Here is a 22,677-nt window from a genome sequence, read left to right on the forward strand (position 1 = left end):
GGGGGAAGCGGCCGGAGGCTCAATTCTGCTCGAAGGCCGACCAGTCGGGCTCGGGCATCGCACCGGTCTCGAAGACGAGGTCGAAGGCACCCTTGCCGTCGATCGTCTCGCGGACGATGTCGGCGTGCCCGGCGTGCCGCGCGTACTCCTCGATCAGGTGCAGCAGGCCCCAGCGCCAGGAGAACTCGCCGCCCTTGTCCCAGGGCGCCGGCGGCACGACGAAGGTCTCGTCGAGCGAGGAGAGCTCGCCCACCGCCTTCTCCGTCTCGGCGGCGACCCGCTCGTTGTAGGCGAGCAGCGCCTCGACGGTCTGCTCGTCGGTGGGGGCGAAGCCGTGCTCGTAGGCCTCCTTCTGCTCCTCCTCGCTGGTCTCGATTCCGCGGAAGGTGCGCAGCCAGCCCTCCTCGACGACGGTGACGTGCTTGAGCAGGCCGGCCAGCGAGAGGTCGCTGGCCGAGGGGGTGCTGCGGGCCTGCTCCTCGGTGAGGCCGTGCAGGGCGCGGCGGATGCCGCCGCGCTGGGCCTCCAGGTAGGCCAGGAGGGCTCCGCGCTCGTCACCGTGCTGCTCCGCCTTGACGACTACCGGCATGTTGCCGCCACCTCTCGATCGGGGCCGGGGCTCTCTGCTCCCCGGCTGCTGACTACAAGGTATGAGGGCTTGCGGTCAGGTTCTGTCCTCAATGGCGGCCGCTCGCCGTTGCGGGGCGCGCCTTCCGAGAAGACGCGCCCCGCAAGGTCAGAACGGGAATTCGCTGCGCTCCCGCTGGATGGAGACCCAGCGGGTGGTGGTGAATGCCTCGACCACCTGGGGGCCGTTCAGCCGGCCCAGGCCCGAGTGCTTTTCGCCGCCGTAGGGGACGATCGGTTCGTCCGCGACCGTGGAGTCGTTGACGTGGACCATGCCCGCCTCGATCCGGCGGGCGACGGCGACGCCGCGCTCGATGTCACCGCTGTGCACCGCGCCCGCGAGGCCGTAGGGGGTGTCGTTGGCGACGCGTACGGCCTCTTCCTCGCCGTCCACCGGGATGATCAGGGCGACCGGGCCGAAAATCTCCTCGTGCAGCAGCGGGGAGTCCTTCGGCAGGTCCGTCAGCACGCTGGGCGAGACCAGGTTGCCGTCGACCCCGCCGTGCAGCAGCGCCGTGGCGCCCTCGGCGAGGGCCTGTTCGACGATGGCGGTGACGCGCTCCGCCTGGCGGGAGTTGATGAGCGGGCCGATATGGGTTTCCGGGTTCTCCGGGTCGCCCACCACCAGTCTGCTGACCCGCTCGACGAACTTGGCGGTGAACTCCGGCTCCAGGCGGCGGTCGACGATGATCCGGTTGGCCGCCATGCACAGCTGGCCCTGGTTGACGAAGCGGCTGTAGACCGCGGCGTCCACGGCGTAGTCCACATCGGCGTCGTCGAGCACCACCAGCCCGCTGTTGGAGCCGAGTTGGAGGATGACGCGCTTGAAGTTGCGGCCGGCGACGGTGGCCACATGGCGGCCGACGCGGTCGGAGCCGGTGAAGGAGATGACCTTGGGCACCGGGTGCTCGATCAGCGTGTCGCCGATCTCCGCGCTGTCGGTGATGACGACGTTCACCAGACCCGGCGGCAGCCCCGCGTCCTCCAGCACCTTGGCGACCAGGGTGCCCCCGCACACCGGGGTCGACTGGTGCGGCTTGAGGAGCACGGCGTTGCCGAGCGCGAGCGCGGGTGCGGCGGACTTCACCGCCAGCAGAAAGGGGTAGTTGAACGGGGAGATGATCCCCACGACCCCCACCGGGTCCCGGTAGACGCGGTTCTCCTTGCCGGGCACCGAGGACGGCAGGATCTCACCGAGCGGGTTGAGCGAGAGCTGCAGCGCCTCCCGGAAGAACTCCTTGACCATGTGGATCTCGAAGGCCGCCTTGTGCCGGGTGCCGCCCAGCTCGGCGATGATGGCCTCGGTGATCCGCGGCTCGCTCTCCTCGATGACCCGGATCGCCCGCTCGAAGACACGTCTGCGGGTGTACGGGTTGGTGGCAGCCCACTCACGCTGCGCACGTTCGGCCGCGCGATACGCCTCGTCGACCTCGTCGCGGGTGGCGACTGTGATGGAGGCGAGCTTCTCCCCGTTGTACGGATTGAAGTCGATGATGTCCCAGGAGCCGGTGCCGGGACGCCATTCGCCGTCTATGCACTGGAGTGCCAGATCCGTGAAGTAGGACATGCCATTCCTTCGGGGGGTTGAAGGAGATGCTGCTGCTTGGTCATCGTACCGGCGAGTCACAGGAGTTGGCGGATTCGGTGAAGGTGATCCCGACTTCGCTCGGGAGAAAGGCTGATATCCACCAGTCGCCGCAGCACCTGGTCGTACTGTGCCACCTCGTCCCGCTTGTCCAAGTACAGCGCGCTGGTGAGCTGTTCGAGGTAGACGATGTCGTTGAGGTCGGACTCGGGGAAGCGCAGCAGGGTGAAGGCGCCGGACTCGGCGGCGTGCCCGCCCAGTTCGAACGGAACGACGTGCAGCCGCACGTTCGGCTGCTTGGAGACCTCGGCGAGGTGGCTGAGCTGCGCTTCCATGATGGCCTTGCTGCCGAACGGGCGGCGCAGCGCGGCCTCGTCCAGCACACAGACCAGATCGGGGGCGTTCTCCCCGAGGAGCAGTTTCTGCCGCTCCAGTCGGAGTGCGACGCGGCGCTCGACCTCCTCCTCGGCGAGCGGGGTGCGGTGTCCGGCGGTGACGACGGCGTGTGCGTACTCGCCGGTCTGGAGGAGACCGTGCACGAACTGCACCTCGTAGGTACTGATGTGTGAGGCGGCACCCTCCAGTCCGACGTAGGTCTGGAACCAGCCAGGCAGCACATCGCTGTAGTTGTGCCACCAGCCGGCGACGCTGGAGTCCCGGGCCAGACTGAGGAGGGGCTCGCGCTCGGCGTCGTCGGTGACGCCGTAGAGCGTGAGCAGGTCCTCGACATCCCGGGCCTTGAAACTGACCCGGCCCAGCTCCATCCGGCTGATCTTGGACTCGGAAGCCCGGATCGAGTAGCCGGCGGCCTCGCGGGTGACGCCGCGGGCCTCGCGCAACCTTCTGAGCTGGGATCCGAGCAGGATGCGCCGCACCATTGAGCCACTCGGGCTGTTCGCCCCCTTCGCCCCTCCGGTGCCGCTCTGTGCCGATTCTGTTGCCATTCCGATCAGCCCTCCACCCCTGCTTGAAGGGAAGTGTGCCATCCCCGCGCTCCGTTGCGTGCCCGCCCGATTACACACGATCGAAAGTCTCTCGTGCACGTGCATCTGCCCTTGCATCTGCTGTGGGCATTGGGAACCATGGGGATGGCACAAGTGGACCCGCTAGCACCGAAGTTGGCTGCGCGGGTTGCGCTGTGGCGCCCGCACCAGGCGGGAAAGCACGGCCGACAGGATCCGCGCAGGATCATCACTGCCGCTGACGCCAGGAGTGGCCCTTGTTGGGGACCGAAGGATCGACGGTGCTGGAGCCCTTATGGCAGGGGCTCCCCACGCCGGATGCCGCATCGGTCTCCGGCTCCGCGTCCTGCGCGCTGCCGCCGCGCTACGAAGCGGTCTCCAGCGCCCGGGACTTCACTCGCAGGACACTCCGGCGCTGGGGCCTGACCGAAGAGTTCGACGACGTGGCGCTGGTGGTCTCCGAACTGGTGACCAACGCCATGCGGCACGGCCTCTCCCCCGGCGCCGATCACGGGGCGGCGTCGGGGGACGAGGGCGACCCACCGGTCCGGCTGCATCTGATGCGCTGGTCGGCCCGGCTGGTCTGTGCCGTACGGGACCCCAGCGATCAGCCGCCCGATGTGTCGGCAGTACGACGTGCCGCCGCACACCGGGAGGCCCACGGGGGATTCGGTGCCGACCACGGGGGCCGCACGGCACTCGCGGACTCCATGGAGTACGGGGGCTCCATGGATCGAGGGCGCTCCCTCGGAAACGGGAGCACCCTCGAAAACGGGGGACACGGGGGATACGGGGGGCACGGGGGCGCCGTGCAAGCCGTTGACGCGTTCGACGCGTTGGGCGCCTTGGACTCCGAGGAGTTCGAGGTGCCCGGCTTCACGGCGGAGTCCGGCCGCGGACTGTGCCTGGTCGATTCCTTCAGCGACAACTGGGGCTGGCACCCGCTGTCCGGCCCGCTCGCCGGGAAGATCGTCTGGGCGCTGTTCCGGGTCGACCGCCGGGCCCGGGAGGGGTCGGTCGTCAGTGAGCTACCAGGTCGTCGAACTCGCCGTCCTTGACGCCGAGGATCAGCGCCGCCACTTCCGCCGGGGTGTAGACGAGCGCGGGTCCGTCGGGGAAGCGCGAGTTGCGCATGGCGATGTCACCGTTGGGCAGCTTGGCGAACTCCACGCAGGTGCCCTGCGAGTTGCTGAACCGGCTCTTTCTCCACACGACCCCCTGGAGGTCCCTGGCGGCCATGCCGTTGAACGCGTCGGGCACTTGGATCTCCTGAGGTGGTCGAACGTGCGGGACCTGGTCGTGCAGCCGTGAACTGCCAACTTCCCGGGATCATAACTTCGTTCACGTACTGATGCATGTGCCGATGCACGTGCACGACCCCGGGTCGCGAGCCCATCACAGCCGGTCAGACCCTTGACTTGAACTTTGCTTCAAGTTCTAGCTTCACCTTATGAGCATGGAGATGACCGCGTGGCACGCGCTCTACAACGCGCGCCACGCCCACCAGGACCAGCACCCCTTCTCCGCGGCCACGGTCCGCCGTGTCGTCCGCTTCGCGCACCGCCACCACCGCAAGCTGGTCGCGTTCATGCTGCTCAGCAGCGTGCTCGCCGTGCTCACGGTGGCCACACCACTGCTCGCCGGGCAGGTGATGAACGCGATCAGCCGACGGGACTCCAGCAGCACCGTGCTGGTGCTGGCCGGGCTGATCGCGGCCATCGCGCTGGCGGAGGCCGGAGTCGGCATTCTGACCCGCTGGCTGTCCGCGCGCATCGGGGAGGGTCTCATCCTCGATCTGCGTACGGCTGTCTACGACCATGTGCAGCGGATGCCGGTGGCCTTCTTCACCCGTACCCGTACCGGTGCGTTGGTCAGCCGCCTCAACAACGACGTCATCGGTGCCCAACGGGCCTTCTCCTCCACCCTCTCGGAGGTCTTCAGCAACCTCGTCACGCTGCTGCTGACGCTCGTGGTGATGTTCAACCTCTCCTGGCGGATCACGCTGCTCACCCTGGTGCTGCTGCCGCTGTTCGTGCTTCCGGCGCGCCGGATGGGCGCCAGGCTCGCGCGGCTGGAGCGGGAGCGGGCCGATCACAACGCGCAGATGAGCACCCAGATGACGGAGCGCTTCTCGGCGCCCGGGGCCACCCTCGTCAAACTGTTCGGACGCCCGGCCGAGGAGTCCGCGGAGTTCGCGGCCCGCGCCGACCGCGTACGGGACATCGGGGTGCGCACCGCCATGGTGCAGGAGGTCTTCTTCACGGCGCTCACCCTGATGGCGGCCCTCGCGCTCGCCCTCGTCTACGGGCTCGGCGGCTACTACGCGCTGCGCGGCAGCCTCGACGCGGGCGCCGTCGTCTCCCTCGCACTGCTGCTCACCCGGCTGTACGCGCCGCTGACCGCGCTGGCCAGCGCCCGGGTGGAGGTGATGAGCGCACTGGTCAGCTTCCAGCGGGTCTTCGAGGTGCTCGACCTGAAGCCGCTGATCGAGGAGAAGCCCGACGCCGAAGAGGTGCCCGCCGGGCCCGTCTCCGTCGAGTTCGACGACGTCCACTTCAGCTACCCCTCCCCCGACAAGGTCTCCCTCGCGTCCCTGGAAGAGGTCGCCACGCTCGACACCCGGGGCGGCGAGGAGGTGCTGCACGGCATCTCCTTCCGCGCCGGGCCAGGAGAGATGATCGCGCTCGTGGGCTCCTCGGGCGCGGGCAAATCCACCCTCGCCTCGCTGGTCCCCCGCCTCTACGACGTGGACAGCGGCGCCGTACGGCTCGCCGGGAAGGACGTACGCGACCTGAGCGCGGCCGCGGTACGGCAGACGCTCGGCATGGTCACCCAGGACGGCCACCTCTTCCACGACACCATCCGTGCCAACCTGCTGCTCCCCCGCCCCGAGGCCACCGACGAGGAACTGTGGTCCGCGCTGCGCAGGGCCCGTCTGGACGGGCTCGTCGCCTCCCTGCCGGACGGTCTGGACACCCTGGTGGGCGAGCGCGGCTACCGGCTCTCCGGCGGCGAGCGGCAGCGGCTGACCATCGCCCGGCTGCTGCTGGCCCAGCCCCGCGTCGTCCTGCTGGACGAGGCCACCGCACATCTGGACTCCACCTCGGAGGCCGCCGTGCAGGAGGCGCTCGGCGAGGCGCTGCAAGGCCGTACGTCACTGGTGATCGCCCACCGGCTGTCCACCGTGCGGGCCGCCGACCAGATCCTCGTCCTGGAGGAGGGCCGGATCGTGGAGCGGGGCACCCACGAGGAGCTGCTGGCCGCGGGCGGGCGGTACGAGCAGCTGTACCGGACGCAGTTCCGGGAGGGCGACGACGGTACGGCGGGGGCGACCAGGACGGCGGAGGGCGCGGAGGTGGAGAGCGTCGCCTGACGCGGAGTCACCCAGGTGTCACCCTGCCGGACGCGCTGGGCGCGCGCGGGGCCGCGCACAGGCACAGGCTGAGCGGTGGACCGTCCCTCGGGGCGGTCCACTGGTCCACGCCAGCCGCTCCCGGAAGGACACGAGCGCCATGAGCTGCTCCAGCCTTGAGTCCCTGACCCGCTGCTCCGTCGCTGTCGATCTGGGGGCGTCCAGGACCCGCGTCTACGCGAAGGGATCGGGGCTCATCGTCGACCAGCCGTCGGTCGTCGCCGTGAACACCTGCTCCGGCAGCCTGATCGCGGTCGGCCAGGCAGCCGAGCGGATGGACGGACGGACGCCGCAGCACATCCAGGTCATCCGGCCCGTCTCCAAGGGCCATGTGGTGGACATCGACATGGCCCGGCGGATGCTACGAGCGCTCATCGGCGACAAACTGCACAAGCTCAAGCGGCGCCGGACGATGAAGCAGGCCGTGGCCACCGTTCCGCACGACGCCGACCCGCTGACCTGCCGCGCCGTCGTCGAGACGCTGAACGGGGTGGGCGCGCGCCACGTCGAGCTGGTGGAGGCCCCCATCGCCGCCGCGATCGGCTGCGGGCTGCCGGTGGTGAGCCCCGAGGGGGCCATGGTGCTGCTGTGCGGAACGACCACCACACAGGTCGCGGTGGTCTCACTGGGCGCCGTGGTGGCGGCGGGCACGGTCGGGCTGGGCGGGGAGACCATCCACCACTCCGTCGTGCAGTACCTGCGCAACCGGCATGAGTTGCTGCTGCCCAGCCAGGAGGTCCGGCCGCTCCATCTGGCTCTGCTCGGCAGCGGCGGCGCCGGCACGGAGGTCCGCACCGGCCCGGTCGAGGTGCAGGGCCGCGACGTGGTGACGGGGCTCGCGCGTACCGTCACCATCGAGCCGGAGGAGGTGCGCGGGGCCATCCAGAACCCCCTCACGGGCCTGCTGGATGCCATTCGCGTCGTCCTGCACCGGTGCCCGCCCGATCTGGTGGCCGACCTCGCCGAGCGCGGCATGGTGCTGGCGGGTGGCGCCGCGCTGCTGCCGGGCCTCGCCGATCAGTTGCGGGAGCACACCGGGATGGCGGTCCAGGTGGCGGAGGAGCCGGATCTGTGCGCCATCAATGGGCTCGCGGCGTTGATGGCCGTCGGCGTTGACGCCGTCGGCGTGGATGCCGCCGACGGCTATGGCGCCGCGCCTCAGCGTGAGGGGGTCGACCCGGATCCGGTTGCGGCTGCCCCTGGTGGGGCGGTGCCTGTGCAGGAGCAGGAGGTCGGGTAGGCGCTCCTGGGGAACCCGCTCTCAGATCGGGCCCGCCGCGCGGTCGTGGGGGGCGTAGGGGCCGAAGAGGTCCACCAGGCGGGCGCGGCAGCGTTGGAGTCTGTCGCCCATCACCGCCGCGACGGTCCTGGTCATCGCCAGGCCGAGGGCCTTGTCCTCCTCGCAGAGCACCCGCACCGAGAGCGCGTCGAACTCGAGGGCGCGGACCGGACTGTCCGCCTGCGCGGCGAGTGACCACACATACGGCTGGAACATCCATGACCAGCCGAGCAGTTCCCCGTGCCGGACGTGGTCGATGGCCACGTCACGGTGTCCCGGTATGTGCATGGCCAGCGTCGCCGAGCCGGTATGCAGGATCCAGAAGCGGTCGGCTTTCCCGCCCTCCTCGAAGATCCGTTCCCCGGCTTCGAAGCGCACTTCGTAGCCGAGGGAGCGCACCCTCTCTCGCTGCTCGGGGGTCAGTTCGCCGAGCAGCCCCGTCGTGGTCTGCATGGCCCGCCCTCCCTTCCGGGAACGGAGCGACGTATTCCCACGTCACGGCTTTTTCACCGTACCTCGCCTCACTCGAACAGGCGAGTCCTGGGAGACGCGACGTACGGTCGGCAGTATGTGCAGAAGCATCCGGACCCTGCGTCCGCCCTACGCCGAGGCCGTCACCGAGCAGGACGTGCGGGCTGCCGCGCTGCAGTACGTACGCAAGGTGTCGGGGTTCCGCGCGCCGGCCGCGCACAACCAGGCCGCCTTCGACCTGGCCGTCGAGCGGATCACCGCGGCCACCGAGGAGCTCCTGGAGGGCTTGGTGATCAAGGGGGCGGGAGGAGCCGAGGGCGCCCGCTGACCGGCGAGGGGCCCGGGTTCAGCGCCGGGCGCCCGCCTCCTCGCGGCTCTCCAGCAGCCACAGCAGCTCGCCCAGCATCCGGGCGAGCCCGTCGCGCTGCTCCTCGCCCAGGCCCGCGAGCAGCGAGCGCTCGTACGCCACCTGCTCCGGCATGATCCGGTCCACCAGCTCACGCCCGTGCGCCGTCAGCGACAGATGGGCGACGCGGCGGTCCCGCGCGTCCGGGCGCCGCTCGATCAGGCCCCGCTCCTCCAGCGTCCGCACCCGCTTGGTGACGGCCGTGCCGGAGGCGTAGGTCTCCCGGGCCAGCCGGCCAGGGGTCAGCTCCTGGTCCTCACGGCGCAGCGCGCTGAGGATGTCGAACTCGGGGCGCGAGAAGCCCTCGCGGACCAGCGGCGCGTCGGACGCCTGCCGCAGCAGCGCCGCGCACCTGGTGAGGCGGCCGATGACGGCGATCGGCTCGGTGTCGAGATCGGGCAGCACCTGCCGCCACTGACCCAGCACCCGCGCGACCACATCCCCCTCGGGCGACCGGCCGTCGGCCTCGGCGTCCCGGCCGTCGGCCGCGGGCGGCCTGCCGTTCGCCTCCGCTGCCTGCCCGTTCACCTCGGCTTCCCGGCCGTCGGCCCGGGCTGCCCGGCCGCTCGCTTCGGCCCCTTCCGCTCCGTCGGCTCTTTCGCCGGGTGCGCCTTCCGCCGGCACGCACTGCCCCTCTCGCCGAGCTCGTCTCCCGTACACCGCCCAATTCTGCCGCCGGGGGGCGGGCAGGTACGGGAGCGGGGTCCCGCGGGCGCGCGTGGCGCCCACGGGACCCCGGCAAGAGGGCCCCCTGATTCACCAGGGCTGGCCACCCGCAGGCTGCCGGGTGGGGACGTTGAACCGGTTGAACAGGTTGGTGATACCGATCATCAACAGCAGCCCGGCGAGCTGCTTCTCGTCGTAGTGCCGGGCCGCCTCGTCCCACACCGCGTCCGGGACCGCGTCCGCCTGGTCGGCCAGCCGGGTCGTGCACTCGGTCAGCGCGAGGGCGGCGCGCTCCGCCTCCGTGAAGTAGGGGGCGTCGCGCCAGGCGGCCACCGCGTGCAGCCGCTCGTCGGTCTCCCCCGCCTTGCGGGCGGTGCGGACGCCGAGGTCCACGCAGAAGCCGCAGGCGTTGATCTGGCTGGCACGCAGGTGGACCAGCTCCAGCGTGGCTCTCGGCACCCCTGAGGCGTGGGCGCTCCTCACCAGGTCCTGGATCGGCTGTACGGCCTCCGACAGAAGGGCCGCGGGGTTCTGGATCCGTGCGGTCATGTCTCGCTCCCTCTCTCACGCCTTCGTCAGGTGAGGCGATCTCGCTTGGTCACCCGTACGACGGATCTCGGGGCGGGGAATGTGACACATGGACGCGGAAAACTTTTCCGCCCGGTCCAGGCGTGGCTGTGCGGTGTGCGCCTGGACGCGGCGGTACGTCACGCCGTGGGGCTGCCCCCGCTGGTGACGAGGGTGAGGCCGTACTCCTGGAGCGCCGGGTTGACCGGGGAGAAGTACGTGGTGCCGCCCGAGGTGCAGTTGCCGGACCCGCCCGAGGTCATGCCCTGGGCCTGGCTGCCGGAGATGAACGAGCCGCCCGAGTCGCCCGGCTCGGCGCACACGGTGGTGCGGGCCACGCCGAAGACGGTGCCCTGCGGGTAAGTGACGCTGGTGTTGCGCTGCTGGATGGTGCCGCAGTGCCAGCCGGTGGTCGAGCCGGAACGGCACACGGACGAGCCGACGGGCGCCTCGGTGGAGCCGGCCACCGTCACATCGCCGTTGCCGTAGCCGTTGACCAGCGGGCGCGGCGTCCAGTTGGCGTTCGTCGCCACCCAGGCGTGGTCGCGCCCTGGGAACGTCGAGCCCTGGAAGCTGCCCTGGGCCTGCTGGTTGTACCCGGTGGTCGTGGTGCCCGGGGTGCCGCAGTGGCCCGCCGTCACAAAGCCGCCCTGGCTGCCCCGGGTGACGGAGAAGCCGATGGAGCAGCGGCCCCTGCCGTTCATGTAGTACGCGTCACCGCCGCGCAGGTCGGCGAACGTGCGGGGCCGGGTGGTGGTGTGGCGCACCGTCACCGCGTCCCGGTCGACGCCGGCGCGGGTGAGGAGGTCGTAGGCGGCGACGGTGTTGTGCGCCTCCAGAACGACGTCGTTGCGGGCGATGTCGACGTACCAGACCGGTACGCCCTTGGGCGCGGAGCGAGCGGCGACGCGGTCGAGCGCCTTCCGGACGCGGCCGAGGTCGCCGAGGCTCCGCGCGACGACGCGTGCGGTGGCGCCCGCCCGGGTGATGTGTGCGGTCCGGCCCGCGTCGGTGGTCGCCACGATCAGCCGCTCGGCCGTCCGCCCGGTGACGCGGGCTCCGGCGAAGCTGTCGCCGAGCGCGGTACGGAGCCTGGCCGCGGTGGCTGCCGCCTTGGTCTCGTTGGCCAGCCGGGTGCGGGCCTCGTCGGTGGTGAGGCCGAGGTCGCGGCTCATGCCCCGGAGCAGATCGGGGTCGGGCTCCGCGGCCCTGGGGGTGGTGCCGGTGGCGGCAGCGGCGGGTGCGGGGTCGGCGGATCCGGCCAGTACGAGGCCGACGACGGCCAGTACCGCGGCGGCAGCGGCGGCGCCGTGCCGGCGCGCGGCGCGGGGTCGGGGTGGGAGGGTGAGGGGACTGGAACTCGTGGGTCTCGCCATGGAGTTCTCCTCTGTGGGGGCGCTCCCCGGCGGGGCGGGGAACGGGTTGGCGAAACCGTAGACCTGTTCCGCGTCGGCCCGGACCTCCCACTTTCCCCCCTGCCACGGCGTTATGGGGCGACCCTGCGGCCGTGTTGCGGCGCGCCGTTCCCACCACCGTGTGACGGCGTCACAGAGCGGCCCGGTGCCCCCTGCGCCAACGGGCGTAGCTGGGGCTCAGCTCGGCGGCGCGGGTGTGTACGGCGCGGGTGTGCGCCAGGATGGCCTCCGCCGTACGGGCCGCGGGCGAGTCCGGGTGCCAGCCCAGCACATGCCGCCACATCAGCGGCGATCCGCGCAGCGCCCTGGTGACCAGACCGGGCGTCGGCGGAAAGGTCGCCCGGCACAGGCCGACCGCCCGCCCCACCTGCACCAGATGCACGCAGGAGGCGGTGTCCGTCTCGTACACCGCCTCCGGTGTGAACCCGGCCCGCGCGCAGGCCGCCGCGAAGCACTGGGCGAAGCAGCCGTCACCCGGCACATTGGTCCAGCACGCGTCCGCCAGCTCCGCCAGCGGCACCTCCTCACGGGCAGCGCACACATGGCCCTCGGGCAGCATGACGAACACCGGGTCCACGGCCACCTCCCGCCACACCAGCGCAGCCCCGCCTCCCCCGGAGGGAGGGCGGCTCCGGCCGCACACCCCCGTCAGCACGAAGTCGATCCGGCCCTCCGCCAGCAGGCCGGCCAGCTCGCGGGTCGACCAGGAGGTGTACGTGGTCACAGAAGCGCCGGGGCAGGCGGACGCCAGCCGGTCCACCAGGCCGCCCAGCAGCGGTCCGTGCGTACCGCCGAGCCGGTAGCGGGCCGGCTGTCCCTGGCCGGCCGCCCGCTTGCGGCCGAACCGGCGGGCCTCCTCCTGGAGTTCGGCGACCGCGGGCACCAGCACCCGCGCCCGCTCCAGCACCAGCTCCCCCAGCTCGGTGGGCCGTACCCCGCGCGGGCCCCGGACGAACAGTTCGCCGCCGAGCGCCCGCTCCATCCGCTTCAGTTGCGCGCTCAGCGCGGGCTGCGCCAGCCCCAACCCGATCGCGGCCCGCGTCAGACTCCCCGCCTCGGCGATGGCCGTGACGACCTTGAGGTGTCGGAGTTCCAGGTCCATGTCCATACGGTGGGACTGCCGCCGACCGCCGACAAGGGGAGCGCCGCGGCTCGCTTCCCGCTGGGGCGAGGGCGCGACACAGCCCCCTCCGCGCCGAGGTGAAGGCGCGCCACAGCCCCCTCCCCGCCGGGGCGGGGCGCGGCACAGCCCTCTTCCCGCCCCGACGGGGACCGAACTGCCGTGCAGTTCGACGGATGAGTACCGTTGTCACGCTGCAAATGTTCCGGGGGACGAAGAAGGGACGCGCTATGGGCAGTACGGGCGGCCCCGGCTCCGTACGGGCGGAAGTGGTGCGGCTGCCGGGCGGGGACGGCTTGTGGGTGGTACGCGCGGAGGGCGGTCTGACGGACGCCGACCATCCGGCGCTGAGGACAGCCGAACGGCCCGCAGCGGGCTGCGTTTTCGTGGTGATCGACCTCGCGCTGGTCCCGCGGGTCGCCGCGGCGGGCGTCCGCGCGCTGGTCGGCTGCGCGCATGCGATTCGGGAGGGCGGCGGCCGGCTGCTGCTGGCCACCGAGGACGAGTCGGTCGGCCGACTGCTCGCCACGGACGGCGCACTGACCGTCGTACGGTCCGTCGCCGAGGCGGCCACCGTGTGCGGGGGCCCCGCCTCCGGCCCGGGGCCCGACCTGCCTTCGCCGAGGCGGCCTGAGCAGACGGGCCGACCGGACCTTGTGGCCCACCCGGGGCAGCCGGGCGTTGCCGGGCAACCGGGCGTTCCGGGACAGCCCGGACCGGCGGTGTCGGTCGGCTCGACCTCCACGACCGCGACGAAGGATCCCGCTCTGGCCACGGCTGCGTCGGGCGAACTCCTCCGGCTGCGCGAGGAAGTACGTCATCTGCGGGCCAAGGTCCGCACCCATCCGTTGATCTCCCGTGCCCAGGGCATTCTGGAGGAGCGCTACCGGCTGCCCGACGACGGCGCGGCGTTCGCGCTGCTGGAGGCCAGTTCGCAGCGGTTCAACGTACGGCTGCGCACCCTCGCCGCCGCTGTCGTCACCGTGCCGGCGCCGCGCTCCCTGGACCGCGAGTGGTTCCCGGGGCGGGAGCGGCGTCCCGCTCCCCCGCTGGCGTTCGCGCCCGGTCTGCGGGCAGCCTCCGCGAACACCGCGGAGGTACTCTCCGCCGTGCTGCGGCGCAGCATGGAGGTGGCCGAGACGAGCATGGGCAATGTGCAGCTCGTCGATCCGGTCACCGGTGATCTGCGGATCGAGAAGCACCACGGGCTGGACGACGACTTCCTGGAGTTCTTCGACCGCGTCGGCAAGGACGGCACCTCGTGCGCGCAGGCTTCGCAGCAGGTCACCCGCGTCACCGTCACAGACGTGGCCACCGACACCGTGTTCGACGAACCCGCCAGGCAGGCGATTCTGGCCGCGGGCAGCCGTGGCTGCCACAGCACGCCGCTGATCATGCCGTCGGGGGAGGTGGAGGGGGTGGTCTCCACCCACCACGAACGCCCGGTCCGCGCTCTCTCGTCCGCGCAGGCCCGGGCGTTGGATGAGGTGGGGGCGCAGGCTGGGCGGTGGCTGGACTGGTATCAGCGCACCGTTGTTCTCGATGCGCTGGAGGATTTGCACTTCGCGGGGAGTACGTGGCGGTGAGCAGGCCCTTTTCCGGGGTGCGCCGCTTGTGGGGGCACGCCCCCTTGTGTTTTCGGCTGCCGCCGAGTGGTCGTGTTGGGGGGCTCCGCCCCCCAACGGCCCCCCGCTAGGTGGGCTTCGCCCCCCTAGGACCCCCCTTCCGCAATCGCAGAAGCCATTGACGTAAGAGCAGCCCGTGCGAAAGAGCTGCCATTTGTCTGCACGTGGCGCCCATATCTGGGGTGGATTACGGCACCCATGCTCCGACCCCAGATATGGGCGCCACCCGCAGCGAATAGTCCTGGACCAGGGGCGGAGGACAAATTGTCCAGACGGAGGCATGGGGTCGGGGGGGGCTCCTAGGGGGGCGGAGCCCCCGTAGCGGGGGGCAGTTGGGGGGCGGAGCCGCCCCAACGCCTGTCCGGCGAGGACCGGGGGTTTGGGGGCGGAGCCCCCAACACAGGAGGGGCCCCGGGGTGGGGCCCTCAAGCCCGCCCACCCCCACCCACCCGAGGCCCTCAACCATTCAGCCCGCCGGGCCGCGCCAGCGGTAGAGGTGAACCGGGCGGCCGGTCTCACCGTGTTTGAGACGGTGGCGGACCAGTCCCGCGTTCTCCAGAAGCTTGAGGTAGCGCTGGGCGGTCTGACGGCTCAGCCCCGCACGGTCGGCGACTTCCTGCGCCGAGAGGGGGACGGAGGCGCCGTGCAGGACCTCGCGCACCAGATCGGCGGTCAGCACCGAGTGACCCTTGGGGAGGGTTTCCGTGCCGCCGGCCGGCGTCGCGGCGCCGAAGATGCGGTCCACCGTTTCCTGGGTGGCGCCGGAACGGGGCGCGGTGGCCAGTTCGTGGCGGAGGGCGGCATAGCCGTCGAGCTTGCCGCGCAGATGGGCGAAGGTGAACGGCTTCACCACGTACTGCAGGGCGCCGTGGCGTTGTGCGGCGCGTACGGTCGCGGTGTCGCGGGCCGCGGTCACCATGATGACCTCGGTCTCGATGCCGAGGCCGTGCAGCCTGCGGAGCAGGGCCAGGCCGGATTCGTCCGGCAGGTAGTGGTCGAGCAGGACGAGATCGACGGGGTGCTCGCGCAGGAAGAGCAGCGCCTCGGCGGCACTGTGCGCGATCCCGGCCACATGGAAGCCGGCGACCTTCGCCACGTACGCGGCGTTGATCCGGGCCACGTTGGGGTCGTCGTCCACGACGAGCACTTCGATCATGTCCGCACCCCCGCTTCGGCTTCCGCCCGCGCGGGTTCGGCTTCCTCCCCGGTGTCCGTCAGTGCCTCCGGCAGGACGACGCGGAACTCGGCGCCGCCCTCGTCCGGGGCGCCGACCCGGACCTCGCCGCCCACCCGCTCCGCGAAGCGTCGTACGAGGGCCAGCCCCAGGCCCAGATGGGAGGTCCCGCCGTCCTCCGGTGACGTCGCCGCCGTCGGCTTCTTCGTGGACCAGCCCTCCTCGAAGACCAGCTCCCGGTGCTCGGGCGGGACACCGGGGCCGGTGTCGCGGACGAGCAGCACGACCGTACGACCCTCGGTGCGCAGCTCCACCTCGACCGCGGGGTCCACGCTGCCGGCCGCCGCGTCCAGCGCGTTGTCGACCAGGTTGCCGACCACCGTGACCAGACCGCTCGGGTCGACCAGCCGGTCCGGGAGGAGCGAGTCGGCGGCGAGACGCAGCGCGACACCGCGCTCGGCGGCCACCGCCGCCTTGCCGACCAGCAGCGCCGACACCAGGGGGTCGTGCACCCGCTCGGTGACCTCTTCGGCCGTCGCCCGGTGCACGCCCAGCGCGTCCGTGACGAACTGTGCGGCCTCCTCGTACAGCCCCAGCTCCAGCAGGCCGAGCAGGGTGTGCAGCCGGTTGGCGTGCTCGTGGTCCTGGGCGCGCAGCGCGTCCAGCAGACCGCGGGTGCCCTCCAGTTCGCGGCCGAGGCGTTCGAGTTCGGTGCGGTCGCGGAGGGTGGCGACGGCGCCGCCGTCCGCGGTGGGCATGCGGTTGGCGACCAGGACGCGGGTGCCGCGCACGGTGACCAGGTCCCGGCCGGCCACCCGGCCCGCGAGCACATCCGCCGTACGGCCCGGGCCGAGCGCCTCGGTCACCGGGCGGCCGAGTGCGTCGGGGCCGAGGCCGAGGAGCCGCTGGGCCTCGTCGTTGACGAGCCGTACCCTGCCGCCCGCATCCAGCGCGACAACGCCCTCGGCGAGACCGTGCAGCATCGCCTCGCGCTCGGCGAGCAGCGCGGAGATGTCGGTGAAGGCGAGCGCGTGGGTGCGCCGCCGCAGCCTGCGGGCCAGCAGATAGGCGGCCAGCGCCCCCACGGCCAGCGCGCCGCCCGCGTACGTCAGCAGCCTGGGGACGAGCGCCAGCAGGCCCTCGCGGACGTTGGCGTAGTCGATGCCGACGGAGACCGCGCCGACGACCCGCCCTTCGGCGTCCCGCAGCGGGGCCTTGCCGCGTGCGGTACGGCCGAGGGTTCCCTCGTCGATCTGGGTGACGTCGTGCCCCGCCAGCGCCGGTCCCGGGTCGGTGGAGACATGGTGTCCGATCGCCGAGGGTGACGGGTGTGACCAGCGGATACCGCGCTCGTCCATGATCACCACATACTCGGCGCCGGTGGCGCGCCTGACCCGCTCGGCCTCCGTCTGGAGCGGGCCCCGCGCGGAGGGCCGCTCGGCGGCCTCGGCGGCGTCGGTCAGCTCGGCGGCCAGCCCCGGCCTGGCCGCCGTGGTCTGGGCGATGGCGAGGGCGCGGCGCATGGCCTGCCGGTCGAGCTGGTCGCTCAGCGGCGCCAGGAACAGGCCGCTGACCAGCGCTGTCACGCCCACTACGAGCGCGAGCTGGGCCGCCAGTACGTGGGAGGAGACACGGCGCGGCGATCTGACGCGCATCGGCCCCGCCTCCTCTCGTCCGCTCCGTTCGCCGGACTGTCAGCGACCGGGCTGTCAGGGAACTGTCTGGAATCACCCGTTCCGGTCAACTCCTGCAGGAAGAGTAGAGGACCGCCGCCGGCTGTCCACGTGAGCCGGGCTACACGATCCCGAAGAGCAGGCCGGCGCCGAGCACCACCAGCGACGTCAGCACCGCCCACTTGATCGTGAACTTGGTGTGCTCCCCGAACTCCACCTTCGCCATCCCGACCAGCACATACACGGCGGGCACCAGCGGGCTCGACATGTGCAGCGGCTGGCCGATGAGCGAGGCGCGGGCGATCTCCAGCGAACTGACCCCGTGTGCGGCCCCGGCCTCGGAGAGGATCGGCACGATGCCGAAGTAGAAGCCGTCGTTCGACATCAGATACGTGAACGGGATGCTCAGGATCCCGGTGACCACCGCCATGTGCGGGCCGAGCGCGTCGGGGATCGCGTTCACCACCGTGCGGGCCATCTCCTCCACCATGCCCGTACCGGTCAGTACGCCGGTGAAGACGGCAGCGGCGAAGACCATGCCCGACACGTTGAGCACATTCTCGGCGTGCGCGGCGATCCGGGCCTTCTGCTCGGCCATGTCCCGGAAATTCACCGTCAGCGCGATGGCGGCACCCAGCAGGAACAGCACCGGGATGGGGAGGAGCTGGGTGATCAGCAGGACGAGGAGGGCGACGGTCAGCGCCGCGTTGAACCAGTACAGCTTCGGGCGGAGGGTGGGACGGTTCGGGTCCAGGACGGCGTTCTCGGGACCGGCAGCGGTCTCGGCGCTCGGCTCCGCACCGGCGTCCCCGGGCCCGTCCGGACCGGTGCCCGCGCCGCCCGACGCGCGGGTCGGGCTCCCGGCCCGTACGGCGGCGTCCGCGCCGCCGCCCGCGCCCACCAGCACCGTCTCCTCCGTACGCTCCTCCGCACGCTCGCGCTCGTCGGCTCCGGTGAAGGTCAGCGTGCCGAGGCGGCGCCGTTCCCGCAGGCCGAGGAAGTAGGAGAGGACGAAGACGCAGAGCAGGCCGACGGCGAGCGCCGGGATCATCGGGACGAAGATGTCGCCCGCGTCCAGGTGCAGCGCGGTGGCGGCCCGCGCGGTGGGACCGCCCCAGGGCACGGTGTTCATGACGCCGTTGGCCGTCGCGGCGACGCCCGTCAGCACGACCACGCTCATCCCCAGCCGCCGGTAGAGGGGCAGCATCGCGGAGACCGTGATCATGAACGTCGTCGAGCCGTCACCGTCCAGCGAGACGATCGCGGCGAGCACGGCCGTGCCCACGACGATCCGCATGGGGTCGGCCTTGCAGAACCGCAGGATGCCCCGGACGACCGGGTCGAAGAGGCCGACGTCGATCATCACGCCGAAGTAGATGATGGCGAACATCAGCATGGCGGCCGTGGGCGCGAGGTCGCCGACGCCGTCGAGCACGTACTTCCCCAGCTGCGCCCCCTGGCCGACCAGGACGCAGAACAGCGCGGGGATGAGCACGAGCGCGGCTATCGGGGACATCTTCTTGGTCATGATCAGCCCCAGGAAGGTAGCGATCATGACAAAGCCGAGGATCGTCAGCATGGAAACCCAATCTCTCGCCCGCCGCGACGCGACGGAGGGCCCGCCCGGCCCCGTCGCGTCGCGGCGGGGTCCCGGTGCCCGGTGACGGAGCACGCGGCGGCCCTGCGAGCGGGGCGCCGGTGCCCTGCGGTCGCCCGACCGTAAGCAGCGCCGCGTGCCCGTCACAAGAGCGTCATCCGCGAGCAATATGAGCGAAACCCCAGCTCAAGGTGGGGGTGTGGTTGGGCCGCTGCGCCCATGGGCACCCGGGGAGCAGCGCGAGCCGCGAGAACCGGGGAGTGGCGCGAGCCGCGAGACGACGCAAGCCGCGAGGGGCGAGGGGAAGTGAGGAGGCATGGCTACGGAAACCATGGAGACCGTGCACATCGAGACCGGCGACGGAGCAGTCCTCACCGGTGACCTCCAGGTGCCGGAGCGGGTGACCGGCGCCGTGGCCTTCGCACACGGCAGCGGCAGCTCGCGGTTCAGCCCCCGCAACCGCGCGGTCGCCGCGGCGCTGCGCGGGGAGGGGCTCGGCACGCTGCTGCTGGATCTGCTGACCGAGGAGGAGGAGCAGATCGACGTGGCGACGGCGGAGCACCGGTTCGACATCCCGCTGCTGGGCCGCCGGCTGGTGGCGGCCGTCGACGAGCTGACGCGGCACGGGCGGACGGCCGGGCTGCCGGTGGGTCTGTTCGGCGCGAGCACCGGCGCGGCGGCGGCGCTGACGGCCGCGGCCGAACGGCCCGAGACCGTCTACGCGGTGGTCTCCCGCGGCGGCCGCCCCGATCTGGCGGGCGACGCGCTGCCGGAGGTGCTGGCTCCGGTGCTGCTGATCGTGGGCGGGAACGACCACCAGGTGCTGCGGCTGAACGAGGCCGCCGCCGAGCGGCTGCGCGCCCCGCACCGGATCCATGTCGTCCCGGGCGCCACCCATCTGTTCGAGGAGCCGGGCACGTTGGAGGAGGCCGCACAGGAGGCGGCCAAGTGGTTCGCGCTCCCGCCCACCACGGACGGCGAGTGAGGGCGCGGACGAACTGGAAAACCGGCGGAAGCCGGAGTACGGCGGAAGCCGCGCAGCCCGGCGGAAGCCGGAACACGTCGCAGAAGGGAGCCCCTGATGCGTTTCCCAGACCGCATCCAGGCGGGCCGTGAACTCGCCGCGGCAGTCCGCGACATGCAGCGTACGGAAGGACTGCCGGACCCGTTGGTCCTGGCGCTGCCCCGGGGCGGCGTACCCGTCGCGGCCGAGGTGGCACGCGCGCTGCACGCACCGCTGGACGTGCTGGTCGCCCGCAAGATCGGGCTGCCGGGCCGGCCGGAGTACGGCGTCGGAGCCATCGCCGGGGAGGACCCGCCCGTCTACGACGCGACCGCCCTGGAGATGCTCGGGCTGACCGAGGACCGGCTGTCCTCGACGGTGGCGCACGAGCGGACCGAGATGCACCGCCGCCAGGACCTCTACCGCGGCAACCGCCCGGAGCCGCGGATCGAGGGCCGCACCGTCATCCTCGTCGACGACGGACTGGCCACCGGCGTCACGGCCCGGGCCGCACTGCGGCACCTCCGCCGGAAGCAGCCGGCCCGCCTCGTGCTGGCGGTCCCGGTGGGCTCGCCGCAGTCCGTCACGGCACTCAGCCGTGAGGCGGACACGGTGATCTGCCTGCACCAGCCCGCCGTCTTCGAGGCCGTCGGTCTCTGGTACGAGCACTTCCCGCAGATCAGCGACGACGAGGTGACCGAGGCCCTGCATATGACGACGGCCCGCTGAGCCGCGGTGTCGGCCGCCACGCCCGCCACAGCAACAGCGCGGGGATCAGGACCCCGAACCCCAGCGCGACCATCTGCGAGACGGCGTCGGCGGTGGAGAACGGGTCGAGATGGAAGGCGTGGTAGGTGCAGTGCGGAACCGTGAACACCAGGTTCGCGGCGAGCGCCGTACGTACCATGCGGGGCTCCATCGTCACCGCCGCGACCGCCAGGACGAGCACGTACGCGAGGGTGCCGGCGCCGACGTCGCGCATCAGGTGGTCGTTGAACGGGGGCAGTCCCGACACCCACGGGAAGTCCTCGTAGAACACCTTCGGCAACAGGAGTTGCGACATCCCCGCGGCACCTTGCGTCACCGCCAGAAACACCAGTCCGCCCCGCACTGTCCAGTCCTTCATCGCTTCCTCCTTCAGGTTCCTTCACCTGACAGGAGGGACCGCGGAGCCGTCAGCGATGTGACACGGAGCGCGCTGGCGCCGGGCTCCGTCTGCGCTTGCTCGCGGACTTCGACCGCTTGTGGGCAAGCGCTCTGACCGCTTGTGGGCAATCGTTCCGCAGGGGCGGAACGGGTGGGCACAAGCGGCCGCACCCGCGCGACGGGCCGCACCCCGCACCGCGCAGTGGGCGCCCTCGGGTGCGGCCCGGTGGCTGGTGGCTGCGCTTGCCCACCCTGCGCCCCTGGCGCAGTTTGCCCAAGCGCAGCAGGGGTGTTCGCGGCGCAGCCTCAGCCCGCGTTCAGGCCGACTACGAAGAGGTGAGCAGCGAGTCGTCCTCCGTACGAGCCCCGGGAAGCCGATGCAGCGCCGCAATCAGCGCAGCGTCAACGTCGCGGGTGCCGGTCGCCACGCACAGCGTGTAGGCCACGTCCTCCATCCGCCGCCGGCTCTCGGGGGAGCCCTCCTCGGCGTGCAGGGCGCTGAGTGCCGTGTACTGCTCGACGAGGTCACGGAGGACGGCGGGGTGTGCCATCAGCATGCTGGGCCTTCCTTCCTTTCGGTCGGACGCCTTCTTACAGACGGTCGGTGCATACGGTCGTCGGTCCGGTCAAGCGGCTGCCATCCCGTCCGGCACGGTCGCCGGGTGCCGGTGTGCGGGGCGCCCGGTCACGTGCGCGCGGCCGACCCTGCGGTCGTGCTCGACCTGCCGGCGCACCCGCTCGAAGCTCTTGGACAGCAGCCGGGAGACGTGCATCTGCGAGATGCCCAGCTCCTGGCCGATCCGCGACTGCGACATATCGCGGAAGAACCGCAGATACAGCACGTGCCGCTGGCGTTCGGGCAGTTCACGCAGACACGGCTTGACCGCCTCCCGGGCCACCACCGTGTCGTACTCGGCCTCCTCCTGACCGAACGTGTCGGCCAGCGAGAAACCGTCGTCCGCACCAGCCGCCACCGAGGCATCCAGCGACAGCGAACGGAAACTGCCGATCGCCTCCAGCCCTGCCGCCACATCCTCCTGGGACATACCGGTGTGCTCGGCGATCCGCTCGACGGAGGGGGCGTGGTCGTCGACGGTGGTGCTCAAGTCCCGTACCGCGGCCCGCACCTTGTTGCGGAGCTCCTGGACGCGGCGCGGTACGTGCACGTCCCAGGTGTGGTCGCGGAAGTGGCGGCGGATCTCGCCGGTGATGGTCGGTACGGCAAACGGCACGAACGGGGTGCCGAGCGCCGGGTCGTAGCGGTCGACGGCCTTGACCAGACCCAGCGCGGCAACCTGCTCCAGGTCCTCCAGGGACTCACCACGGTTGCGGTACTTGGCCGCCAGCCGCCGGGCCATCGGCAGCCACGCCTCCACGAGACGGCTGCTCAGCTCCTCCCGCTCGGGACCCTCCGGCAGCGCGGCCAGCCGCGCGAAGTCCTCGCTGGTGTCGGGGGCGTCGTCGTGGCTGTGGCGGGTTCGCTGGGGCCGGTACCGTACGGGGCACATGGGATCTGGCTCCTCCCGGTGTCGCTGACACGTGGACAACCGCGGGAGAAGCGGCTCGGGTGACAACCCTGACTCGGGTGACACACCCGGGGTGACCTACTGGGGTCGCCTCCCGCGGATGTGCCTGTCCTCCCAAGCACGTGGTCTCTTGTGTAACCGAGCCGGTGGCCGGTAAACCCCTCGATCGGGTTCCGCCTCACCGGTGCCGGGATGAGGCGGCACCGGCGGCTGTTCGTCCAACCTGCCGGTGCCTCCGCGCGGCGACGTCGCCGACGCGTACCCGTGTGCGTAACCACTCAGCGCCTCGTCAAACAGCCGACCGAACCAGCAGTGGGCAAAGCCCGGGGACGGGAGCGGGCCGGCAGCCGCCCACCCGGGGGCCGGGCGGCCCGGGCCGAGGGCGTATGGTCGGCGTCTGGCCGCCCGCGCGCACGACGTGGG

General features: G+C 71.7%; 21 protein-coding genes and 2 pseudogenes. 8 read left to right on the plus strand and 15 right to left on the minus strand.

The window, feature by feature from the left end; genetic code table 11:
- Positions 1-19 precede the first annotated feature (19 nt).
- The 3 genes from ACQEU8_RS15865 to ACQEU8_RS15875 all read right to left on the minus strand — a co-directional run bounded on the left by ACQEU8_RS15865 (position 20) and on the right by ACQEU8_RS15875 (position 3,090).
- Complete coding sequence (locus ACQEU8_RS15865) at positions 20-589, minus strand: DinB family protein (RefSeq protein ID WP_433101045.1); 570 nt, start codon at positions 587-589, stop codon at positions 20-22.
- 147 nt (positions 590-736) lie between these two features.
- Positions 737-2,194, minus strand: coding sequence for an aldehyde dehydrogenase family protein (locus ACQEU8_RS15870; RefSeq protein ID WP_433101047.1), 1,458 nt, complete (start codon positions 2,192-2,194; stop codon positions 737-739).
- Positions 2,195-2,250: 56 nt separating this feature from the next.
- Positions 2,251-3,090 (minus strand): helix-turn-helix domain-containing protein, encoded by an 840-nt coding sequence (locus tag ACQEU8_RS15875; RefSeq protein WP_433101049.1) that lies wholly within the window; start codon positions 3,088-3,090, stop codon positions 2,251-2,253.
- Between the two features lie 344 nt (positions 3,091-3,434).
- Here ACQEU8_RS15875 and ACQEU8_RS15880 point away from each other — a divergent pair.
- A pseudogene (locus ACQEU8_RS15880) lies at positions 3,435-3,836 on the plus strand (ATP-binding protein); the annotation flags it as partial.
- 210 nt (positions 3,837-4,046) lie between these two features.
- Positions 4,047-4,232: pseudogene (locus tag ACQEU8_RS15885) on the plus strand (ATP-binding protein); the annotation flags it as partial.
- On the opposite strand, the gene ACQEU8_RS15890 reads toward ACQEU8_RS15885, so the two are convergent.
- Positions 4,195-4,434: a DUF397 domain-containing protein gene (locus ACQEU8_RS15890; RefSeq protein ID WP_433101051.1), complete on the minus strand. Its 240-nt coding sequence runs from the start codon at positions 4,432-4,434 to the stop codon at positions 4,195-4,197. The pseudogene ACQEU8_RS15885 and the gene ACQEU8_RS15890 overlap by 38 nt on opposite strands.
- Before the next feature lie 190 nt (positions 4,435-4,624).
- Between ACQEU8_RS15890 and ACQEU8_RS15895 the strand changes: the two genes are divergently transcribed.
- Both ACQEU8_RS15895 and ACQEU8_RS15900 read left to right on the plus strand, forming a co-directional pair.
- Positions 4,625-6,547, plus strand: coding sequence for an ABC transporter ATP-binding protein (locus ACQEU8_RS15895; protein WP_433101053.1), 1,923 nt, complete (start codon positions 4,625-4,627; stop codon positions 6,545-6,547).
- A gap of 139 nt (positions 6,548-6,686) precedes the next feature.
- A complete protein-coding gene (locus ACQEU8_RS15900) occupies positions 6,687-7,826 on the plus strand; it encodes a rod shape-determining protein (RefSeq protein WP_433101055.1) in 1,140 nt (379 codons plus the stop codon).
- Between the two features lie 21 nt (positions 7,827-7,847).
- Here the strand turns inward: ACQEU8_RS15900 and ACQEU8_RS15905 are convergent, their stop codons facing one another.
- On the minus strand, positions 7,848-8,318 hold the full coding sequence (locus ACQEU8_RS15905; protein WP_433101057.1) for a Crp/Fnr family transcriptional regulator: 471 nt from the start codon (positions 8,316-8,318) through the stop codon (positions 7,848-7,850).
- A 115-nt stretch (positions 8,319-8,433) separates the two neighbouring features.
- Here ACQEU8_RS15905 and ACQEU8_RS15910 point away from each other — a divergent pair, with 115 nt between their 5' ends.
- Complete coding sequence (locus ACQEU8_RS15910; RefSeq protein WP_433101059.1) at positions 8,434-8,664, plus strand: DUF2277 domain-containing protein; 231 nt, start codon at positions 8,434-8,436, stop codon at positions 8,662-8,664.
- 18 nt (positions 8,665-8,682) lie between these two features.
- On the opposite strand, the gene ACQEU8_RS15915 is transcribed toward ACQEU8_RS15910, so the two are convergent.
- The 4 genes from ACQEU8_RS15915 to ACQEU8_RS15930 form a co-directional block, all read right to left on the minus strand.
- Positions 8,683-9,180 (minus strand): MarR family winged helix-turn-helix transcriptional regulator, encoded by a 498-nt coding sequence (locus ACQEU8_RS15915; protein WP_433102433.1) that lies wholly within the window; start codon positions 9,178-9,180, stop codon positions 8,683-8,685.
- Between the two features lie 318 nt (positions 9,181-9,498).
- Positions 9,499-9,957 (minus strand): carboxymuconolactone decarboxylase family protein, encoded by a 459-nt coding sequence (locus tag ACQEU8_RS15920; RefSeq protein ID WP_433101061.1) that lies wholly within the window; start codon positions 9,955-9,957, stop codon positions 9,499-9,501.
- A gap of 158 nt (positions 9,958-10,115) precedes the next feature.
- Positions 10,116-11,351: a S1 family peptidase gene (locus ACQEU8_RS15925; protein ID WP_433101063.1), complete on the minus strand. Its 1,236-nt coding sequence runs from the start codon at positions 11,349-11,351 to the stop codon at positions 10,116-10,118.
- 169 nt (positions 11,352-11,520) lie between these two features.
- Positions 11,521-12,492, minus strand: a complete 972-nt coding sequence (locus ACQEU8_RS15930; RefSeq protein ID WP_433101065.1) for a LysR family transcriptional regulator — start codon at positions 12,490-12,492, stop codon at positions 11,521-11,523.
- A 194-nt stretch (positions 12,493-12,686) separates the two neighbouring features.
- Here ACQEU8_RS15930 and ACQEU8_RS15935 point away from each other — a divergent pair, with 194 nt between their 5' ends.
- The gene (locus tag ACQEU8_RS15935; protein ID WP_433101067.1) at positions 12,687-14,096 is read left to right on the plus strand and encodes an ANTAR domain-containing protein; all 1,410 of its coding nucleotides are present in this window, start codon (positions 12,687-12,689) and stop codon (positions 14,094-14,096) included.
- Positions 14,097-14,601: 505 nt separating this feature from the next.
- Here ACQEU8_RS15935 and ACQEU8_RS15940 read toward each other — a convergent pair.
- The 3 genes from ACQEU8_RS15940 to ACQEU8_RS15950 form a co-directional block, all read right to left on the minus strand.
- Positions 14,602-15,291, minus strand: coding sequence for a DUF7342 family protein (locus ACQEU8_RS15940; RefSeq protein ID WP_433101069.1), 690 nt, complete (start codon positions 15,289-15,291; stop codon positions 14,602-14,604).
- Entirely contained in the window at positions 15,288-16,964 is a 1,677-nt protein-coding gene (locus ACQEU8_RS15945) for a sensor histidine kinase (RefSeq protein WP_433101071.1), read from the minus strand. The genes ACQEU8_RS15940 and ACQEU8_RS15945 overlap by 4 nt, the downstream gene beginning before the upstream one ends.
- 139 nt (positions 16,965-17,103) lie before the next feature.
- Positions 17,104-18,561: a CitMHS family transporter gene (locus ACQEU8_RS15950; protein WP_433101073.1), complete on the minus strand. Its 1,458-nt coding sequence runs from the start codon at positions 18,559-18,561 to the stop codon at positions 17,104-17,106.
- A gap of 334 nt (positions 18,562-18,895) precedes the next feature.
- Between ACQEU8_RS15950 and ACQEU8_RS15955 the strand changes: the two genes are divergently transcribed.
- Positions 18,896-19,564, plus strand: coding sequence for a dienelactone hydrolase family protein (locus ACQEU8_RS15955; RefSeq protein WP_433101075.1), 669 nt, complete (start codon positions 18,896-18,898; stop codon positions 19,562-19,564).
- 96 nt (positions 19,565-19,660) lie between these two features.
- Positions 19,661-20,311 (plus strand): phosphoribosyltransferase, encoded by a 651-nt coding sequence (locus ACQEU8_RS15960; protein ID WP_433101077.1) that lies wholly within the window; start codon positions 19,661-19,663, stop codon positions 20,309-20,311.
- Here ACQEU8_RS15960 and ACQEU8_RS15965 read toward each other — a convergent pair.
- The 3 genes from ACQEU8_RS15965 to ACQEU8_RS15975 form a co-directional block, all read right to left on the minus strand.
- Positions 20,262-20,708 carry a hypothetical protein gene (locus tag ACQEU8_RS15965; RefSeq protein WP_433101079.1) on the minus strand — a complete coding sequence of 149 codons (447 nt, stop codon included), beginning with the start codon at positions 20,706-20,708 and terminating at the stop codon, positions 20,262-20,264. The genes ACQEU8_RS15960 and ACQEU8_RS15965 overlap by 50 nt on opposite strands.
- A 346-nt stretch (positions 20,709-21,054) precedes the next feature.
- Positions 21,055-21,285, minus strand: a complete 231-nt coding sequence (locus ACQEU8_RS15970) for a DUF5133 domain-containing protein (RefSeq protein ID WP_433101081.1) — start codon at positions 21,283-21,285, stop codon at positions 21,055-21,057.
- Between the two features lie 69 nt (positions 21,286-21,354).
- Entirely contained in the window at positions 21,355-22,236 is an 882-nt protein-coding gene (locus ACQEU8_RS15975; protein ID WP_433101083.1) for a SigB/SigF/SigG family RNA polymerase sigma factor, read from the minus strand.
- Between the last annotated feature and the right edge of the window lie 441 nt (positions 22,237-22,677).

Source organism: Streptomyces sp. CA-250714, assembly GCF_050936705.1.
Taxonomy (GTDB): Bacteria; Actinomycetota; Actinomycetes; order Streptomycetales; family Streptomycetaceae; genus Streptomyces.

Coding starts and splice junctions, on each gene's coding strand:
- ACQEU8_RS15960 (WP_433101077.1), top strand. CDS start 19,661: ATGCGTTTCCCAGACCGCATCCAGGCGGGCCGTGAACTCGCCGCGGCA.
- ACQEU8_RS15970 (WP_433101081.1), bottom strand. CDS start 21,285: ATGCTGATGGCACACCCCGCCGTCCTCCGTGACCTCGTCGAGCAGTAC.
- ACQEU8_RS15865 (WP_433101045.1), bottom strand. CDS start 589: ATGCCGGTAGTCGTCAAGGCGGAGCAGCACGGTGACGAGCGCGGAGCC.
- ACQEU8_RS15925 (WP_433101063.1), bottom strand. CDS start 11,351: ATGGCGAGACCCACGAGTTCCAGTCCCCTCACCCTCCCACCCCGACCC.
- ACQEU8_RS15950 (WP_433101073.1), bottom strand. CDS start 18,561: ATGCTGACGATCCTCGGCTTTGTCATGATCGCTACCTTCCTGGGGCTG.
- ACQEU8_RS15900 (WP_433101055.1), top strand. CDS start 6,687: ATGAGCTGCTCCAGCCTTGAGTCCCTGACCCGCTGCTCCGTCGCTGTC.
- ACQEU8_RS15870 (WP_433101047.1), bottom strand. CDS start 2,194: ATGTCCTACTTCACGGATCTGGCACTCCAGTGCATAGACGGCGAATGG.
- ACQEU8_RS15895 (WP_433101053.1), top strand. CDS start 4,625: ATGAGCATGGAGATGACCGCGTGGCACGCGCTCTACAACGCGCGCCAC.
- ACQEU8_RS15920 (WP_433101061.1), bottom strand. CDS start 9,957: ATGACCGCACGGATCCAGAACCCCGCGGCCCTTCTGTCGGAGGCCGTA.
- ACQEU8_RS15940 (WP_433101069.1), bottom strand. CDS start 15,291: ATGATCGAAGTGCTCGTCGTGGACGACGACCCCAACGTGGCCCGGATC.
- ACQEU8_RS15910 (WP_433101059.1), top strand. CDS start 8,434: ATGTGCAGAAGCATCCGGACCCTGCGTCCGCCCTACGCCGAGGCCGTC.
- ACQEU8_RS15905 (WP_433101057.1), bottom strand. CDS start 8,318: ATGCAGACCACGACGGGGCTGCTCGGCGAACTGACCCCCGAGCAGCGA.
- ACQEU8_RS15930 (WP_433101065.1), bottom strand. CDS start 12,492: ATGGACCTGGAACTCCGACACCTCAAGGTCGTCACGGCCATCGCCGAG.
- ACQEU8_RS15945 (WP_433101071.1), bottom strand. CDS start 16,964: ATGCGCGTCAGATCGCCGCGCCGTGTCTCCTCCCACGTACTGGCGGCC.
- ACQEU8_RS15955 (WP_433101075.1), top strand. CDS start 18,896: ATGGCTACGGAAACCATGGAGACCGTGCACATCGAGACCGGCGACGGA.
- ACQEU8_RS15965 (WP_433101079.1), bottom strand. CDS start 20,708: ATGAAGGACTGGACAGTGCGGGGCGGACTGGTGTTTCTGGCGGTGACG.
- ACQEU8_RS15875 (WP_433101049.1), bottom strand. CDS start 3,090: ATGGTGCGGCGCATCCTGCTCGGATCCCAGCTCAGAAGGTTGCGCGAG.
- ACQEU8_RS15975 (WP_433101083.1), bottom strand. CDS start 22,236: ATGTGCCCCGTACGGTACCGGCCCCAGCGAACCCGCCACAGCCACGAC.
- ACQEU8_RS15935 (WP_433101067.1), top strand. CDS start 12,687: ATGAGTACCGTTGTCACGCTGCAAATGTTCCGGGGGACGAAGAAGGGA.